Here is a 16970-nt window from a genome sequence, read left to right as displayed (position 1 = left end):
TCATGCGGACCAGTCTAGCACGTTGCGTGCGCCGTGGCGCAGGTGGCGGCGATATTGTGCGCACCTTGCCGGCACAGTGTTCGGTAACGAAACGGCAATATGCCGCGCATAAAATTTGTTCGCCATTGAGACCGACTCAACGGCATTCGCCGTGCTCGTGGTAAGCTTCGGCCCCTACGGCATGCCCGCGCTGTCCTTCCGCGCCGTATTCCTTAATAGATAGCAAAGTTCATGGATATCCTTCTCGCCGTCAAGGCGATCATCATGGGCCTGGTCGAGGGCTTCACCGAATTCCTGCCGATCTCCTCCACCGGTCACCTGATTCTCGCAGGCAGCCTGCTCAACTTTACCGGCGAAAAAGTCAAAGTCTTCGAAATCGCGATCCAGGCCGGCGCCATGCTGGCCGTGATCTGGGAATACCGCGAACGCATCGGGCGCGTATTAAGTGGCTTGCTTACCGAACGGCGCCAGCAGAAGTTCGTGATCAACCTGGTCGTCGCCTTCCTGCCGGCCGCGCTCCTCGGTTTGATCTTCAGCCGCGCCATCAAGGACGAGCTGTTCAAGCCGGTGCCGGTGGCGATGGCCTTCATCGTCGGCGCCTTCGTGATCCTGTGGGTCGAGCGCCGGCACAAGAATCTGCCGACAGCCGCGCGCATCGAGACCGTCGACGACATGACGGTGCTGGACGCCCTGAAGGTCGGTTGCGCCCAGGCCTTTGCCCTGATCCCGGGCACGAGCCGCTCGGGCGCCACCATCATGGGCGGCATGCTGTTCGGCCTGTCGCGCAAGGCGGCCACCGAATTTTCCTTCTTCCTGGCGATCCCGACCCTGCTCGGTGCGACCGTGTATTCGGTGTACAAGGAACGCGCGCTGCTGTCGATGGACGACCTGCCGATGTTCGGCGTCGGCGGCCTGGCCGCCTTCGTGTCGGCCTTCCTCTGCGTGCGCTGGCTGCTGCGCTATATCAGTACCCACGACTTCACGATCTTCGCCTGGTACCGTATCGTGTTCGGCGTGATCGTCCTCGTCACCGCCCATTATGGCCTGGTGAACTGGGCGGAATAAATCCGGGAAACTCTTCATGTACACCGAGATCGAAGGCCAGGACACCGAAGCGCGCGCGTTGCACGTACTGCAGACCGTGTTCGGCTACCCCGCGTTCCGCGGGAACCAGGCTGACATCGTCCAGCACGTGGCCAATGGCGGCGACGCCCTGGTCCTGATGCCGACCGGCGGCGGCAAGTCGCTGTGCTACCAGATCCCGGCGCTGCTGCGCGAGGGCGTCGGCGTGGTCGTCTCGCCGCTGATCGCGCTGATGCAGGACCAGGTCGACGCGCTGGAAGAAGTCGGCGTGCGCGCCGCGTTCCTGAACTCGACCCAGACCTTCGAGGAGACCCTGCGCATCGAGCGCCTGGTGCGTACCGGCGAACTCGACCTGGTGTACGTCGCGCCAGAGCGCCTGATGACCCAGCGCTGCCTCGACCTGTTCGAGTCCTCGCGCATCTCGCTGTTCGCGATCGACGAGGCGCACTGCGTCTCGCAATGGGGCCACGACTTCCGGCCCGAGTACATCCGCCTGTCGATCCTGCACGAGCGTTTCCCGAACGTGCCGCGCATCGCCCTCACGGCAACGGCCGACCAGCAGACCCGCGCCGAGATCGCCCAGCGCCTGCAGCTGGAAGAGGCGCGCCAGTTCGTCTCCTCGTTCGACCGTCCGAACATCCGCTACGCGATCGTCGAGAAGACCAACGGCCGCAAGCAACTGCTCGACTTCATCAGCACCGAGCACCCGGGCGACTCGGGCATCGTCTACTGCCTGTCGCGGAAAAAGGTCGAGGAGACCGCCGACTTCCTGAACGAGAACGGCATCCGCGCCCTGCCCTACCACGCCGGCATGGAGCACAGCCTGCGCGCCGGGAACCAGGCGCGCTTCCTGCGCGAAGAGAACATCGTGATGGTCGCCACCATCGCCTTCGGCATGGGCATCGACAAGCCCGACGTGCGCTTCGTCTGCCACCTGGATCTGCCGAAGAGCATCGAGGGCTATTACCAGGAGACCGGCCGCGCCGGACGCGATGGCGCGCCGGCCAGCGCCTGGATGGCCTATGGCCTGCAGGACGTGGTGCTGCAGCGCCGGATGATCGACGAATCCGAGGCCGACGAGACGTTTAAACGCGTGCTGTCGGTCAAGCTCGACGCCATGCTCGGCCTGTGCGAGACCCTCAGTTGCCGGCGCATGCGCCTGCTCGACTATTTCGGCGAACGCTCCGGCCCCTGCGGCAACTGCGACACCTGCCTGATCCCGCCGGTGTCGTTCGACGCCACGGTGCCGGTGCAGAAGCTGCTGTCGGCCATCTACCGGGTCGACCAGCGCTTCGCCGCCGGCCACGTGATCGACGTGCTGCGCGGCGTGCAGACCGAGCGCATCAGCCAGTGGCACCACGACTCCCTGTCCGTGTTCGGCATCGGCAGCGACCGCAGCGAGCAGGAATGGCGCGCCATCGTGCGCCAGACCATCGCGCTCGGCCTGGTCGCGGTCGACCACGATGCCTTCAGCTCCCTGAAGCTGACCGAGGCGGCGCGTCCCGTGCTCAAGGGCGGCCAGAAGGTGCAGCTGCGCCAGTACCAGAAGCCGGTCAAGCCCAAGCGCAGCTTCGCGTCCTCGAAGGGTTACGAGGAGCTGGAGCTGTCGAAATCCGAACAGGCCATCTTCGAGCGCCTGCGCGCCTGGCGCATGGGCGCCGCGCGCGAGCACGGCGTGCCGGCCTATGTCGTGTTCCAGGACGCGACGCTGCGCGAGATCGCCAAGACCAAGCCGACCTCGCTCGACGAACTGCGCGGCGTGTCCGGCGTCGGCGAGAAAAAACTGGTTTCCTACGGCGAGGACATCGTCGGCATCATCAACGACATGCTGTAGCACCTGCCGCGGCACGATTCACCACCACGTTCCACATCATGCAGATCGAATCCTCTACCGCACCATCGAATGGCGCACCCGCCTCGCACCAGGTCCCGGCCAACGCCGCCAGCCTGCAGACCTTCGTGTTTGCGCTGTTCTTCATCTTCGGCGGCATCACCAGCCTGAACGACGTCATCATCCCCAAGCTGAAGGACCTGTTCACGCTCTCGTATGCGCAGGCGATGCTGGTGCAGTCGGCCTTTTTCGCCGCCTACTTCATCGTCTCGATTCCCGCGGCCGCCATCGTGCGCCGCATCGGCTACATGCGCACCGCCGTGGTGGGCCTGCTGACCATGACGGCGGGCTGCCTGCTGTTCATCCCGGCGTCGTCGTCCGGCATGTTCGCGACCTTCCTCATCGCGCTGTTCGTGCTGGCCGCGGGCATCACGATCGTGCAGGTGGTGGCCAACCCGCTGATCTCGCTGCTGGGCGCCCCGCAGACGGCGCACAGCCGCCTGACCTTCGCCCAGGCCTTCAATTCGCTCGGCACCACGGTGTTCCCGTACGTGGGCGCGATCCTGATCCTGGGTTCGCTCGCGACCGTCGACCCGGCCACGCTCTCGGGCGCCGCGCTCGACGCCTTCCGCGCCGAGGAAACGCGGGTCGTGGTGCAGACCTATATCGGCCTGGCGATCGCGCTGGTGATCGTGGCGGCGCTGGTCTGGCACAACCGAAAAAAACTGGTGGAGACGCCGGCGCCGAAGGTCAGCATCCTGAAGGCCTTCGAACTGCTGCGCCAGCCGCGCTTCGCCTTCGGCGCAGCCTGCATTTTCCTGTACGTGGGCGCCGAAGTGGCGGTCGGTTCGGTGATCGTGAACTACCTGATGGAGTCCAACGTGCTGGCGTTGAGCGCCGAGGAAGCGGGCAAGCACGTGCCGCTGTACTGGGGCGGCGCCATGGTCGGCCGCTTCATCGGCGCCGCCCTGCTGCGCATGTTCTCGCCGGGCAAAGTGCTGGCCTGCGCGGCCGCCATGACCATCACCCTGCTGCTGGTGTCGGCGAATACGACCGGCATGGTGTCGGGCTGGTCGCTGCTGGCGGTCGGGCTGTTCAACTCCATCATGTTCCCGACCATTTTCTCGCTGGCCTGCGAAGGCCTGAAGGAGCGCGCGGCGGAAGGGTCGGGGCTGATCTGCATGGCGATCGTCGGCGGCGCGATCGTGCCCCTGATTACCGGGCACGCGGCCGATGCGGTGGGGCTCAAGATGGCGCTGGCCGTGCCGGCCATCTGCTATGCCGTCATCCTGTGCTTCGGGGTGTTTGCGCGGCGCCCGCGGGCGCTGTAAGCTGTGGCATCCCCGTAGGGTGGGCGCCCCGTGCCCACGCGGAACGATGCCTGGTGTTGGCCCTGTTGTGACCGACCGCACGCAAAAGAAAACGCCTCCAAATGATCATTTGGAGGCGTTTGTTTTTTGCGTATAAGTCGGTCAGGAATTGGAGCCAACATGATGTCGACTTCCGCGTGGGCACGGGGCGCCCACCCTACGTCCTGCTGCTTACTTCTTGGTGAACACCAGGTCCCACACCCCGTGGCCGAGTTTCAGGCCGCGGTTCTCGAACTTGGTCAGCGGCCGGTACGCCGGCTGCGGCGCATAGCCCTCGGCGGTATTGGCCAACTGCGGCTCCGCGCCCAGCACCTCCAGCATCTGCACCGCGTAGTCTTCCCAGTCGGTCGCGAGGTGGATGTAGCCGCCCGTTTCCAGCTTCTGGCACAGCAGCTTCACGAACGGCGCCTGGATCAGGCGGCGCTTGTTGTGGCGCGCCTTGTGCCAGGGATCGGGGAAGAACACGTGCACGCCGGCCAGCGAACCGTCCGGGATCATGTGGTTCAGCACCTCGAACACGTCATGCTGGACCAGGCGCAGGTTCTGGATGTCCTGCTCGCCGATCTGCTTGAGCAGGCTGCCCACGCCCGGCGTGTGCACTTCGACGCCGAGGAAATCCTTCTCGGGCATCAGGCGCGCGATGTGGGCCGTGGTGTCGCCCATGCCGAAGCCGATCTCGAGGATCACCGGCGCCTTGCGGCCGAAGGCTGCCTCGTAGTCGAGCAGGTCCTTCTTGTACTCGACCAGGAACTGCGGGCCGAATTGCTCGAAGGCGCGGGCCTGGCCGGTCGAGAGCCTGCCGGCGCGCGTGACGAAACTGCGGATGCGGTGTTCGGTCGGGTCGTACAGCATCGGACGGGCCGGGCCGTTGCTTGGCTTTTCTTCGGACATGGGAATCGGGTAATGAGGAAAGAACGGCCGCCATTATAGGGGATTCGCGGCGCGAACTGCTTACGCAACTGTTGTTACGCCGCATTACTGTGTGATCAGAAAGGCAATCTGCGCCATAATCAATTCCCTGACCTTCACCTTTCGAACCCCGCCGAGGCCCACGATGCAAGCGACCAAACACCCGATCGCGATCGAAGACAACGTCGCCACTTTCCAGCTCACCTCCTACCACTATGGCCAGCCCGGCAGCGGGAAAAAAGTGTACATCCAGGCGTCGCTGCATGCCGACGAGGTGCCGGCCATGCTGGTCGCCCATTTCCTGCGCCAGGAGCTCGACCGGCTCGACGCCGAAGGAAAAATCCGGGGCGAGATCATCCTGGTGCCGGCCGCCAATCCAATCGGCCTGTCGCAGACCATCCACGGCACGCCCTTCGGCCGCTACGACCTGTCGACCGGCGTGAATTTCAACCGCGCCTACAAGCACGTCGCCCAGGACCTCAAACAATCGCTGGCGGGCAAGCTCGGCCAGGACGCCGAGGCCAACGTGGCCCTGATCCGCGCGCACGCACGCAAATCGCTCGAGGAATGGGCACCAATCACGGCCGGCGGGCAGCTCAAGAAAACCCTGCTGTCGATGGCGATCGACGCCGACATCATGCTCGACCTGCACTGCGATAACGAGTCGGTGCTGCACATGTACGCCGGCGAACCGCTGGCCGAGGCGGTGGCGCCGCTGGCCGCGCTGATGGACGCGCACGTGCTGCTGCTGGCGCGCGAGTCCGGCGGCGAACCCTTCGACGAGGCCTGCAGCCGCCTGTGGTGGGACCTGGCCGAGCACTTCGGACCCGAAGTGGCGATCCCGCCGGCCTGTGTCGCCGTGACCGTCGAACTGCGCGGCGAGAACGACGTGCGCTACGACCTGGCGCGGCCGGACGCCGCGGCGCTGCTGCAATACCTGGCGCGTGCGGGCGTGCTCGACCTGCCGGTCGCACCGCTGCCGGCGGCACGCTGCAAGCCGACGCCGCTCGACGCGGTCGAGCCGCTGTTCGCGCCGCACTCGGGCGTGCTGGTGTTCCTGAAAAAACTGGGCGACCGGGTCGAGGCCGGGGAAACGGTGGCCGAGATCGTCAATCCGGTGAGCGGCAAGGTGACGCCGGTGCAGCCGGCGCGCGCCGGCATCTTCTTCGCCAGCACGGCGCACCGCCACCTGCTGCGCGGCATGCACGTCTGCAAGATCGCCGGCGAGACGGGTTACCGCACCGGCAACCTGCTCAGTCACTGAACCAGGTACGCGGCGCCGGCATGGGCGTGCGCGGATTGGCTACATCCGGAGAACCGGCCAGGTTCCCTTGGGGGCTGACGATATGCGTACCGCCGTGATGCCGCCAGGCCACCGGGAAGCAAGCCGGGGACGGCCATCCGGCTCAGGCTTGCTCGTTCGCGCTCTCCGTCGAGCAATGCCGACGCTGCGCCGCTGGACGCATCGCGCCGGCATAGCTGGCCGGGCCGACCCGCCAGTACAGCAGCGCGACCACGGCGACGCAGCCCAGGTGCAGCAGCCAGCCTGCCGCGAAGCCGCCCAGCGCTTCGCGCAGGGTGGCGACGATCAGCGGCGGCAGCGCGGCGATCAGGAAGCCGCCGCCCTGCATCAGCGCGGACAGGGCGCCCGCCCGGGCCGGATCGGGCAGATGGTCGAGCGCCACGATCAATGACAGCGCGAAGCAGCCGCCCAGGCCGGCGCCGAGCAGCACCGCCCAGGCAAAGGGCGCGGCGTCGGGCCGGAATGCCAGTGCGCCGAAGCCGGCGGCCTGCATGGCCAGCGTGAGCCACAACCAGGGCCGGCGGTCGTGGCTGTGGTTGACCCTGGCCAAGGCCGGCAGCAGCAGGGCCGACGCCGCCTGGCTCACGGCCAGCAGCGCCAGCAGGCTGCCGCTGGCGGCGGCGCTCCAGCCGTGCTCGCGGTAGAACGGCGCCAGCCAGGCGACCACGGTCGAGTAGCCGCCATTGACCAGGCCGAAGCAGGCCATCAGCAACCAGACGCGCGGCAGACGCAGCCACGCGCCGAGGGCCAGCCCGTTACGCCCGCCGGCCGGGTCGCGCGGCAGGCTGCATGCGGCCAGCGCCAGGGCCAGCACGGCCGGCAGCGCCATCCAGGCCAGGCCGGCGCGCCATTCTCCGCCGAAGGCCGCCATCAGGGGCGCAACCTGGGCGCCGAGCGCGCCGCCCGCCATCAGCATGGCCGAATACAGGCCCATGACGAGGCCCACATGGCGCGGGAACTGGCGCTTGATCACGCCGGGCAGCATGGCCTGCACCACCGCGGCGCCGAGTCCCAGCAAGGCGGCGGTGCCGACCAGTTGCCCGCCGCCGGTGGCGAACAGGCGCAGGCTGGAACCGGCGGCCAGCAGGACCAGTGCGCCGATCACGGACCGCCGCGCGCCGAAGCGCGCCTGCAGCGCGGGTCCGGCGAAGGCGACCACCCCCATCAGCAGCATGGGCACCAGGGTCAATAGCGCCATGCCCTGCAGGTCGAGGCCGGTGTGGCGGCCGATATCGGCTGCCAGCGGTCCGATGCCGGTGATGAAGGGGCGCAGGTTGAGTGCGATCAGGGCGACGGCCGCCAGCAACAGCGGGGCCGGTGCGCGGCGTGCCAGGTGCATGAATCAGGCCTGTGGTTTTTTCGCCTGCGCCCACTCGGCATACAGGTCGGTCTGGCCCTCGCGCCGCACCGGCAGGTAGCGGATGTCCATGGTTTGCTCGGCAAACGGTTTTGCCAGTTCCCGGTACAGCGCCGCCGTCGACAGGCCGAAAGGTTCGCCGTCGTCGTTCGAATACGCATAGACGACCGTGGCGACACCGGCCAGGCGCATGGCTGCCATGCACATCGGGCAGGGATGACCGCTGGCGTAGACCGCGCAGCCGCCCAGGTCGGGAGAGCCGAGCGCGCGGCTGGCGGCGCGCAGGGCGCTCATCTCGGCGTGCGCGGTCGGGTCGTGGCTGGCGTGGATCTCGTTGACGCCGGTGGCGATCACCGCGCCGTCGCGCACCACCAGGGCGCCGAAGGGGCGGCCGCCCTTGCCGATGTTGGCCTGCGCCAGGGCGATGGCTTCGCGCAGGTAAGTCTGTTCGTCGCTCATGCTCTCTTCCTTTCATTGGTGGGATGGGTTCGACTATAGACAGCCCGGCCGATATTTGAAAATTAAATATTCAGATAAAATCCATTCATTTTCCGCATGTTGCCCGATCGCTTGCAAACCATGCTCGACCCACGCCTGCTCCGCTCGTTTGCCGCCATCGTCGATACGGGCAGCTTCACGCTCGCGGCCCAGCGCCTGGCGATGACGCAATCGACCATCAGCCAGCAGCTCGCCCGGCTGGAAGAAAGCCTGGGCGTGGTGCTGGTCGAGCGCGCGGCGCGCCCGATCAAGGCGACGCCGGCGGGCGAGCGGCTGCTGGGCTACGCGCGCCGCATCCTGGCGCTGCAGGAAGAAGCGCAGGCGGCGCTCGGCGATCCGGCCGGCACCGCCCCGATCCGGATCGGCGTACCCGAGGACATCGCCGGCAGCGCGATGGCGCGGGTCTTCCACGACTTCACCCGGCGCCACCGCGAAGTCCACCTCGACGTCACGGCCGGCCTGAGCCGCGACCTGACGCGCGCCTACCGCGCCGGCGAGTTCGACATCCTGGTTGCCAAGGAGCCGGCCGCCAGTCCCGACTGCCGCGCCACCTTTCCCGAGGCGCTGGCGTGGTTCGAAAGCGCCGCCGCAGAGGACTGGCCGAATCCCCTGCCCCTGGTGACCTTCCCGCCGGGCGGCCTGTACCGCGACGCCATGTTCGAGCGCATCGAGGGCGAACGGCTGCGCTGGTACATCGCCTTTTCCGGCAGCAGCCTGCACAACGTCCTGGTCGCGGTAGAGGCCGGGCTCGGCCTGTCGCTGCTGCCGAAGGCCGCCGCTGCCGGCTACCGCGTGCGGCCGTATGCGCGCTTTCCCGACGAGCCGGCCATCGCGGTATCGATCTACGCCTGGGAAAACACGGGGCTGGTTGCCGAGCTGGTCGAAGGAATACGCGCGGTGCTCGCCGACAGGCAGGCGCGCTTCGGATAACAGGGGAAATGCGAGGAACTGCAGGGGAAAAGGCGGACTGGAGCGGGTGAAGGGAATCGAACCCTCGTCTTAAGCTTGGGAAGCTTCAGCTCTACCATTGAGCTACACCCGCGTTGCCAGCATTCTAAGCGTGTTTGTATCGCTTTGGCTAGCTCAAGCGCAACGCGCCGACCCGGCCCGGCGCGCGGGCCGGGCTGCGGCAGATGGCGTCATGCGGCCCGCAGCGCCAGCCGCGCGGCCACTGGCGCTGCGATGGCCGCTTGCGCGGCCGGCTGCGCCGAGGCGTCGGCGGCGATCCGGAACTCGCCCACCAGCGCCACCAGCGTGGCCGCCTGCTGCTGCAGGCTTTCCGCCGCCGCCGCCGCTTCCTCGACCAGCGCCGCGTTCTGCTGGGTCACGCCGTCCATCTGCACGATGGCCTGGTTGACCTGGCCGATGCCGGTGCTCTGCTCCGCGCTGGCCGCGCTGATCTCGGCCACGATGTCGCTCACGCGGCGCACGCTGGCCACCAGGTCCGCCATGGTCTTGCCGGCTTCCTCGACCAGCATGGTGCCGGTGCTGACCTTGTCGACCGAGTCGCCGATCAGGCCCTTGATTTCCTTGGCGGCGGCGGCGCTGCGCTGGGCCAGGTTGCGCACTTCGCTCGCCACGACCGCGAAGCCGCGGCCCTGCTCGCCGGCGCGCGCCGCCTCCACCGCCGCGTTCAGCGCCAGGATGTTGGTCTGGAAGGCGATGCCGTCGATGACGCCGATGATGTCCACCACTTTCTTCGACGATTCGTCGATCGACGCCATCGTGGTCACCACCTGGGCCACCACTTCGCCGCCGCGCCCGGCGATCTCGCTGGCCGATGCGGCCAGCTGGTTGGCCTGGCGCGCATTGTCCGCGTTCTGCCTGACGGTGCCGTTCAACTCTTCCATCGAGGCCGCCGTTTCCTCCAGCGCGCTGGCCTGCTGCTCGGTGCGCACCGACAGGTCGGCATTGCCCTGCCGGATTTCGTCCGACGCGACAGCCACGGCGTCGGAACTGGTGCGCACCCGCGCCAGCACGTCCTCGATCTTCGCCACGAAGCCGTTGAAGCCGCGCGCGATGTCGGCCAGCTCGTCGTTGCCGCGCACGGCCAGGCGCACGCTCAGGTCGGCGTTACCGCCGGAAAGGTCGGTCATGGCGTCGCCCAGCACGCGCAGCGGACGGGTCAGGCGGCGCAGCACCGCCACCATCACGCACACGGCGGCCACGGCGCACAATACCGATACCAGCGCCGCATAGCCGGCCAGCTCGCGCGCCGGCGCGGTCGCCACGCTTTGCGGGAAGGCGAGCGAGATCGCCCACGGCGCCATGTCGTCCTGCACGCGCAGCGGCTGCAGCAGGTGCACCATGCCCTTGTCGTCGGTGTATTCGTAGGGCTGGCCCTGCTTGAGCGCGTCCAGCGCGGCGGCCGGGATATCCTCCGCTTTCTTGCCGTTCAGGGCATGGTTCTGGTTGCTGGCGTACTGGCCGCCGTTCGAGATCAGCGCCAGCGTGCCGCCCTCCATCACCTTCATGCTGGCCAGCATGGCGCCGAGCGTGGTGAGCTGGAAGTCGCCAGTGACCACGCCCTTGAACTGGCCCCCCACCTTGATCGGGGCCGCCAGGGTGGCGATCACGACGTCCTTGCCGTTGATCGGGTACATGTACGGTTCCGTGAAGTGCGGGTGGCCGCTGGTCTTCGGAATGTCGTACCAGTCGTTGCCGCCCGGGGTGGCGACGAACACGATCGGCTCCACGTTCACCTTGCCGTCCGGGGTCCGCGTCCAGTACGGCATGTAGCGGCCGGTGGCATCGTACAGCGGCTGCTGGCCGGCGAACTCGCCGTCCTTGCCGTCCAGCGCGTTCGGCTCGTAGGCGGCCGCGTTGCCGATGAAGTCTTCCGAGCCCACCAGCGTGGCGCGCACCACGTCGGCCACCTGGGCGCGGCTCAGGGCCTGCCCCGCCGCCTGGGTCGATTGCAGCACCGTGGCGACGCTTTGCAGCGATGCCAGGTTGGCGGACAGCCGGCTCTTGAGCCGTGCCGATGCCTCCTGGGTCAGCGTGCGCGCCTGGCGCATGGCCGCTTCCTCGGCGCTCTGGCTGCTCTTGACGGCGATGAAGGCCGAGGTCGCGCCCAGGCTCGTCACGACAAGCAGGGTGGCGGTGGCGCAGATCTTGGCGCTCAGGGACATCGACCCCAGGGACAAGGACAGGCGGCGCGCGCTGCGCGCCTTCGATTGGTCGGTCATGCTGGTCTCTCTCGTTCTCAGAAGGTGCGGGCGAGGTTCACGGCGAACGTGCCCTCGGCGGGATTCGAATAGGCGACGGCGCCGTCGGCACGCGCCACGCCGGTCGTGTAGCGGTCGTAGGCATCGGTGGCGCCCCAGGCGCGGGTGTAGGCGGCGGCGATGCTCCAGCCGCCGTCGAAGGTCCTGGTCACGCCGGCCTTGGCGTCACGCCAGTCCCAGACGGCGTTGCCGCTGCCGGCCACGCGGCCGTCGCCGGCGTGCAGGTTCAGCGTATAGCCGCCGCCCAGCGCGATGTTGGCGCCGGCGTCGAGGTAGCCGGTGCCGCGCGCCCCGGCGATGCCGAAGAAGTCGCGCGACACCGTGCGGTTGTATTTGAGGTAGAACGGACCGTGGCTGATGCCCGGCACCAGTTCGGTATAGTCGTAGCGCGTGCCGGTGGCGCCGATGCGCGCGCCCGGATAACGGTAGTGCATGAGCATCAGGCTGACCCCGACCGGCCCGATGGCGCCGGCATAGCCGCCGTACAGGTCCCACTCGACGCGGCCGCCTTCGACGAAGCGGTCGCTGACGCTGGAGGCCCAGGTACCCACCGACCAGCCGTCCGGATGCGCGTAATCGACACCCAGCTGCAAGGCCGGCCGGCCCCAGGTCTGGCGCATGCCGCGCGAGACGTATTGCGACGCGAAGGTCGCGCTGGCGGTAACAGACGCGCCCGGGGTGGACGGCGTACCGGATCCGGCCGCGTCGCCGGCGTGCGCGGCGGGCAGGGCCAGTAGCAGCAAGGGAACCGGCAACAGCCGGGAAAGCAGGGAAATAAGCTGGGAAATCATGGGGCGTCTCGTCCTCTCCGGCGAAAGGCAGGACGCCTTCCGCTTGCTCAGCAATTAGTGCCGTGCGGAAATTCTACGAGACGATTGTGATTATTCCCGAAAATGTAAATTTTCGATAACGAGATTTCTAGCGTTGTGCGTCGCCTGCGCAACAATCGGCAAATCCGTCGATGTCAGCCGCGAGCCGGCAAGGTCCGGACGCGCGCCGTTCAGACCACGAGGTTGTCGGCGATCACCTGCCGATAGCCCTTCTTGTAGGCGACCTGCAGGATGTCGATGTCGTAGCGCCAGTTGGCCTCGACGATGACCGGGCCGTCGTCGGTAATGGCCACGTCCCAGCCGACCGTGTACAGGCTGTCGATCGAATGGTGGGCCCTGGCGACCAGGTCGACCACCTCGCGCCAGTAGGGCAGTTGCACGCCGACGATGGTCTTACCCGTGCGCGGATGCGCCAGCACGTCGGTCATCTTCGGCCAGGTGCGCGAGAGGGAGCCGCGCACGCCGATCAGTTCGCCCGTGTCGGAATCGATGGCGCCGACCAGGTTGCCGCTCGAGCCATGCGTGAAATTGTCGGTCTCGCTGTCGCCGACGATGATGCGCAGGCAGGAGCCGATGACCTTGATCTCGCCGCCCTTGCGTACCGTGCAGATACGCACCGTCGACAGGCCCTTGGCCTGGGTGATGTTGCGGATCACCTGGTGGTTGAACATCTTCGGCTGCACGATCAGGGCCCGGGTGTATTCGAGGGCCGCCTGGCAGTAGGTGAAGAAGTCCTCGTAGGTGCCGCTGTTGCCGGCCCAGTGCAGGCCGAAATCGTCCACGCGCAGCGAGAAGGTGCCCTTGCCGTGCGAGCCGTTGCTCGGCTTGAAGAAATACTGCCCCGGCACCAGCACGCGCGCCAGTTCCCCGGCCGAATTCAGGTGGGGAATGATGCCGCCGTTCGACGGCTGCTTCGTCACCAGCGCCAGGATCGGGATGGTGCGGATACCGTGGGCATGGCAGTGCTCGAAGAAGCGCGACTTGTCGTCGGCGATCTGGCGCGCTTCCTTCGAGGTGATGGCCGCGTATTTCGCCTTCAGCGGTTCGTTGATCAGGTAGTCGGACCAGCTCTTCTTCGGCGTGCTCGCCAGCCGGTACAGCGAAAAGTCCTTGGCGCCGATGCCATAGGCCGTGCGGGCATGGATCGGTCCCCAGATCAGGTGTACGTCCGACAGCTTGCGGATCGACGACAGCGCGTACATTTCGGCGCGCGCGTAATCCGAGAGGACCTCGGCGACACGGGATAACTTCATGCTCTAGCCTTTTCCACTGGTTGTTCTGATGGCGCGGGATCGTCCTGCCGGTTACGGGAATGTCAGGAGTCCATGTCGCGTCGTCAGCAATGATAGCGCAATGGCAAGTATTTCAGGTGCACGGTAGGCGTGCGGGGCGGTGGCGGGAAGAAGTGTGGTGGGATGGGGACGGTTTTACCGAGAAATGCCCGGACGATACAGTAGGGTGGGCGCCCTGTGCCCACGCGTGAAGCTTGAATCGTGTTATCTCTGTATTGCAATTTAGCCAATAATGCTCGACGTTTACGCGTGGGCACAGGGCGCCCACCCTACGTCGTTCAATTCGGCTTTTCGACCGTATAACCCTTGGCCTTGAGCCTGGCCAGCGTGCCTTGCGGCGACAGCACGTCCTTCATGCTCAACAGGCCGAAGGTGCTGGTGTTGGTATCGAGCGCCTTTTCGGCCGCGGCCAGCCAGCTGTCGCGGGCGCGCTGCTGCATCGTCAGCAGTTCCGGCTGCAGCGTCGTGATGGCGCTGCTGAGGAAGGCGTTGTGGCAGGCCGATTCGCGGTCGGAGTAATCGAGTTTCTCGATGGCGTCGAGCTCGCCGACGGCCCAGGCGTTGGCCCGCGTGCGCATGGCTTCGATATCGGTCTCGAGCTGGGTGATGGTCGCGGCCAGGCAAGGCACGTCTTCCATCGCGCCCTTCTTGAATGCGCGCGCCGCCTTGCCCGGCTCCTTGAGTTCGACCTCGACCTTGCTCGAGGTGTACTTGAGCTTGTGCTGGTTGGCGAGCTTGCCCAGCACCTCGCGCAGGTCGGGCCCCTTGTGCAGCCCGGCCTGGACCTTGGCGCGCTGGTACAGTTCCTGGGCCACGAAGACCGGGCGCTCGCGCTCGATGCCGTCGTCGTCGCCGAAATATTTCTGCTTCAACGGCGCCCAGCGCGCGTACAGGTCCGGCGGCAGCACGTCCTTGAGCGTGGCGCCGTCCGGATTCTTCTTCAGGCCGATAAGGAAGGGCAAGGCGCCCAGGCCGCCACCCCAGCCGACGTGCACGCCGCCGCCCGGCGCCCCCAGGAATTCCTGCGATTGCGCGATCTTGCGCTCGACCTCTTTCGAGCGCCATTCCATGCCCTTCGGCAGCGGATCGTGGATGCCGAACACCCACAGCACGTGATCGCCCTTCGTCACCTTCCACAGGCCGGGGCCGGGGCGCTGGCCCGAGACGAGGATGGTCTGCGGGAGCGGCTCGCCGGCGGCGTCGGTCGGCGCGCTGTCCGCCGTGGCCAGCGTGGGCGCGGCAGGCTCGGCCGCGGGCACGGTCTGCGCCACGGCCGGCAGGGTCAGGAAACACAGGGTCAATGCGGGCAAGGCGCGTTTCAACATCGTGACATCCCTCTTGTTGTTGGTTGCCGTATTGTCATAGCGACAAGCAATATAAGCAAGAAACAAGATGTTACAAGAGGCATATGCATGCCTGATATCTGTGCCGCCCCGGAGTGCACACTGTCCAGGGCCTGGATTGGGCCAAATGCGTCATGCCGTTCGGACAAGCCCACCGCATTTTTGCGTCATTTCGGTACAAATATTTCCCATTTCCATCAAGATCCGGCGCCAGCGTCCGTTATCCAGTCTGATACCGCGCCCGTTTGCGCACCGAACACCTTACCGGATCCGTCATGAAACTCGTCGCTGTCCTCGCCCTTGCCGCTTCCACGCTGCTGACCGCATGTGGCACCGTGCGCACGCCCACCTTCACCGCCCAGCCGGCCTCGAGTGCGCAAGGCGCCGTCATCACCCTCACCGCCACCGGCTACGGCGCCGTCAACAGCGCCGCCTGCCAGGGCGATTGCGAGCGCGTCTCGCAGGCCCAGCGCAAGCTGCTGGCGATGCGCGCCTCGCGCCTGGACGCCTACCGTGCGATGGCCGAACAGGTGTACGGCGTGCGCGTCGAGAGCGGCAGCACGGTTGGCGCGCTCGCGCTCAAGGACGACAGTTTCAAGGTGTATATTGACGCCTTCATCCGTGGCGCGCGCGTGACGAAGTCGGCGCAGCGCGAGGACGGTACCTACGAGACGACCGTGGAGATGGATTTCGACCCGCATGCGGCACAGTACCAGGCCCCAAGCGCCACCCAGCCGGCCGTGGCGAAGAACGCCCGCACCATGGTGGGCAACGCCGGTCCCGGCGCTGCCTATGGCGCGTCGTTCTACCATGCCCAGTAAGACGGCAGGTTTCCTGCGCGCTGCTGTGGCGCTGCTGTTCGCGCTGCACGGCGCAGCCTTTGCCGCGCCGGCCGAAGCCGAAGGCGTGGCGCTGGTCGCCGAAGGCGGCGTCGCGCGCGCGCGCCAGGTCGCGATCCGCGACGCGCTCGAGCAGCTCGGCCTGCGCAGCGCGGCGCGCGTGGATGTCGCCGCCGGCGCCAGCACGCGCGGCACGCTTCTTGAGAGCAGCCGCGTCCAGCCGGCCGCCGAATTCGACCGCTACAGCATCGTGCGCGAATGGCAGACCGGCCAGTTGCTGCACGTGCGCGTCCAGGTGAAGGAAGAGGAAGCGCGCCCGCGCGGCAACGTCAACCTCGCCTACCGCAAGAAGATCGTCGTCACCCCCTTCCATGTGCGCAGCTCGCCCCAGCTCGACGACGTCGACAACATCGCCACCCGCCTGCCGCAGGAACTGCTGCGCCGCTTGAGCGACAGCGGCAAATTCCTCGGCAAGGACAGCCCCTACGTGATCGCGCCCGGCGCCAGCGGCCCGGCCACCGACCTTGCCGCGGTGCGCCGCATCGCCACGATGCACGACGCCCAGTTCGTCATCGCCGGCGAAATCGTCGACGCCGGCAAGTTCGGCAAGCCGGCCTATTACGGTTTGATCAAGAAGGATGCGCGCCGCATCGAGATCGTCTTCTACGTCTACGACGGCCTGTCCGGCGCCCTCATCGCGCGCCGCACGGCGGTGGCCGAGGGCGTGGGCGAGCAGCGCGTCGGGCGCGACAAGCCTTTCGGCAGCGCCAGCTTCGCCGCAACGCCGTTCGGGGGCGCGATCCTGCGCGCGCTCGACGAGGGTGTCGACCGGATCGCCGAGGACCTGGCGCCGCTGCCCTTCATGGCGAAGGTGGTGCAGGTGCAAGGCGAGCGCGTCTTCATCGACGCCGGCAGCACTTCCTCGGTGGCGCCGGGCGACCAGCTCGTGGTCTACCGGCTTGATGCGCGCCAGCAGGTCTACGGCAGCGATCCGCTGGCGCCGCTCGGCACGGTGGAAGCGCCGGTCGGCACGCTGTCGATCGTGCAGGTGCAGCCGGGGTTCGCGATCGGGAAGATCGATCCGCCGG

At 67.2% G+C, this 16970-nt stretch carries 14 protein-coding genes and 1 tRNA gene; 7 read left to right on the top strand and 8 right to left on the bottom strand.

What is annotated here, in order from left to right; genetic code table 11:
- Nucleotides 1-231 precede the first annotated feature (231 nt).
- Genes RT688_RS11140 through RT688_RS11130 form a run of 3 tightly spaced genes read left to right on the top strand, consistent with a single transcriptional unit; the run spans nucleotide 232 to nucleotide 4245 of the window.
- Nucleotides 232-1065 carry an undecaprenyl-diphosphate phosphatase gene (locus RT688_RS11140; protein ID WP_313704947.1) on the top strand — a complete coding sequence of 278 codons (834 nt, stop codon included), beginning with the start codon at nucleotides 232-234 and terminating at the stop codon, nucleotides 1063-1065.
- A 16-nt stretch (nucleotides 1066-1081) separates the two neighbouring features.
- Entirely contained in the window at nucleotides 1082-2917 is a 1836-nt protein-coding gene (recQ, locus tag RT688_RS11135) for a DNA helicase RecQ (protein WP_313704946.1), read from the top strand.
- Between the two features lie 38 nt (nucleotides 2918-2955).
- Complete coding sequence (locus RT688_RS11130) at nucleotides 2956-4245, top strand: sugar MFS transporter (protein WP_313704945.1); 1290 nt, start codon at nucleotides 2956-2958, stop codon at nucleotides 4243-4245.
- Between the two features lie 210 nt (nucleotides 4246-4455).
- Here the strand turns inward: RT688_RS11130 and trmB are convergent, their stop codons facing one another.
- On the bottom strand, nucleotides 4456-5136 hold the full coding sequence (gene trmB / locus RT688_RS11125; RefSeq protein ID WP_313705020.1) for a tRNA (guanosine(46)-N7)-methyltransferase TrmB: 681 nt from the start codon (nucleotides 5134-5136) through the stop codon (nucleotides 4456-4458).
- Nucleotides 5137-5338: 202 nt separating this feature from the next.
- Here trmB and RT688_RS11120 point away from each other — a divergent pair, with 202 nt between their 5' ends.
- Nucleotides 5339-6457, top strand: coding sequence for a M14 family metallopeptidase (locus tag RT688_RS11120; RefSeq protein WP_313704944.1), 1119 nt, complete (start codon nucleotides 5339-5341; stop codon nucleotides 6455-6457).
- 142 nt (nucleotides 6458-6599) lie between these two features.
- Here the strand turns inward: RT688_RS11120 and RT688_RS11115 are convergent, their stop codons facing one another.
- Nucleotides 6600-7835 carry a cyanate transporter gene (locus RT688_RS11115; RefSeq protein WP_313704943.1) on the bottom strand — a complete coding sequence of 412 codons (1236 nt, stop codon included), beginning with the start codon at nucleotides 7833-7835 and terminating at the stop codon, nucleotides 6600-6602.
- 3 nt (nucleotides 7836-7838) lie between these two features.
- Nucleotides 7839-8312 carry a nucleoside deaminase gene (locus RT688_RS11110; protein ID WP_313704942.1) on the bottom strand — a complete coding sequence of 158 codons (474 nt, stop codon included), beginning with the start codon at nucleotides 8310-8312 and terminating at the stop codon, nucleotides 7839-7841.
- Between the two features lie 120 nt (nucleotides 8313-8432).
- Between RT688_RS11110 and RT688_RS11105 the strand changes: the two genes are divergently transcribed.
- On the top strand, nucleotides 8433-9281 hold the full coding sequence (locus RT688_RS11105) for a LysR family transcriptional regulator (protein ID WP_313704941.1): 849 nt from the start codon (nucleotides 8433-8435) through the stop codon (nucleotides 9279-9281).
- Between the two features lie 38 nt (nucleotides 9282-9319).
- Here RT688_RS11105 and RT688_RS11100 read toward each other — a convergent pair.
- From RT688_RS11100 to RT688_RS11080, 5 genes are all read right to left on the bottom strand, one after another.
- Nucleotides 9320-9393, bottom strand: a tRNA-Gly gene (locus RT688_RS11100).
- Nucleotides 9394-9490: 97 nt separating this feature from the next.
- Complete coding sequence (locus RT688_RS11095; protein ID WP_313704940.1) at nucleotides 9491-11539, bottom strand: methyl-accepting chemotaxis protein; 2049 nt, start codon at nucleotides 11537-11539, stop codon at nucleotides 9491-9493.
- A gap of 17 nt (nucleotides 11540-11556) precedes the next feature.
- Nucleotides 11557-12369, bottom strand: coding sequence for a TorF family putative porin (locus tag RT688_RS11090; RefSeq protein WP_313704939.1), 813 nt, complete (start codon nucleotides 12367-12369; stop codon nucleotides 11557-11559).
- A 209-nt stretch (nucleotides 12370-12578) separates the two neighbouring features.
- Nucleotides 12579-13661, bottom strand: coding sequence for a sugar-transfer associated ATP-grasp domain-containing protein (locus RT688_RS11085; RefSeq protein WP_313704938.1), 1083 nt, complete (start codon nucleotides 13659-13661; stop codon nucleotides 12579-12581).
- 317 nt (nucleotides 13662-13978) lie between these two features.
- On the bottom strand, nucleotides 13979-15025 hold the full coding sequence (locus RT688_RS11080) for a TraB/GumN family protein (RefSeq protein ID WP_313704937.1): 1047 nt from the start codon (nucleotides 15023-15025) through the stop codon (nucleotides 13979-13981).
- Nucleotides 15026-15318: 293 nt separating this feature from the next.
- On the opposite strand from RT688_RS11080, the gene RT688_RS11075 reads away from it, so the two are divergent.
- Nucleotides 15319-15864, top strand: coding sequence for an LPP20 family lipoprotein (locus tag RT688_RS11075; protein ID WP_313704936.1), 546 nt, complete (start codon nucleotides 15319-15321; stop codon nucleotides 15862-15864).
- The coding region (locus RT688_RS11070) for a flagella assembly protein FlgT middle domain-containing protein (protein ID WP_313704935.1) at nucleotides 15854-16970 on the top strand (1117 nt) is incomplete at its 3' end. The genes RT688_RS11075 and RT688_RS11070, both read left to right, overlap by 11 nt.

It is taken from the genome of Massilia sp. (assembly GCF_032106685.1).
In the GTDB taxonomy this organism is placed as follows: domain Bacteria; phylum Pseudomonadota; class Gammaproteobacteria; order Burkholderiales; family Burkholderiaceae_D; genus Telluria.
This window is presented reverse-complemented; position numbering and strand designations above follow the sequence as displayed.

Excerpts from the sequence above, each read along its gene's own strand:
- RT688_RS11080 (WP_313704937.1), bottom strand. The coding sequence starts at position 15,025 with ATGTTGAAACGCGCCTTGCCCGCATTGACCCTGTGTTTCCTGACCCTG.
- RT688_RS11105 (WP_313704941.1), top strand. The coding sequence starts at position 8,433 with ATGCTCGACCCACGCCTGCTCCGCTCGTTTGCCGCCATCGTCGATACG.
- RT688_RS11085 (WP_313704938.1), bottom strand. The coding sequence starts at position 13,661 with ATGAAGTTATCCCGTGTCGCCGAGGTCCTCTCGGATTACGCGCGCGCC.
- RT688_RS11120 (WP_313704944.1), top strand. The coding sequence starts at position 5,339 with ATGCAAGCGACCAAACACCCGATCGCGATCGAAGACAACGTCGCCACT.
- RT688_RS11115 (WP_313704943.1), bottom strand. The coding sequence starts at position 7,835 with ATGCACCTGGCACGCCGCGCACCGGCCCCGCTGTTGCTGGCGGCCGTC.
- RT688_RS11110 (WP_313704942.1), bottom strand. The coding sequence starts at position 8,312 with ATGAGCGACGAACAGACTTACCTGCGCGAAGCCATCGCCCTGGCGCAG.
- RT688_RS11090 (WP_313704939.1), bottom strand. The coding sequence starts at position 12,369 with ATGATTTCCCAGCTTATTTCCCTGCTTTCCCGGCTGTTGCCGGTTCCC.
- RT688_RS11130 (WP_313704945.1), top strand. The coding sequence starts at position 2,956 with ATGCAGATCGAATCCTCTACCGCACCATCGAATGGCGCACCCGCCTCG.
- RT688_RS11095 (WP_313704940.1), bottom strand. The coding sequence starts at position 11,539 with ATGACCGACCAATCGAAGGCGCGCAGCGCGCGCCGCCTGTCCTTGTCC.
- recQ (WP_313704946.1), top strand. The coding sequence starts at position 1,082 with ATGTACACCGAGATCGAAGGCCAGGACACCGAAGCGCGCGCGTTGCAC.
- RT688_RS11075 (WP_313704936.1), top strand. The coding sequence starts at position 15,319 with ATGAAACTCGTCGCTGTCCTCGCCCTTGCCGCTTCCACGCTGCTGACC.
- trmB (WP_313705020.1), bottom strand. The coding sequence starts at position 5,136 with ATGCTGTACGACCCGACCGAACACCGCATCCGCAGTTTCGTCACGCGC.
- RT688_RS11140 (WP_313704947.1), top strand. The coding sequence starts at position 232 with ATGGATATCCTTCTCGCCGTCAAGGCGATCATCATGGGCCTGGTCGAG.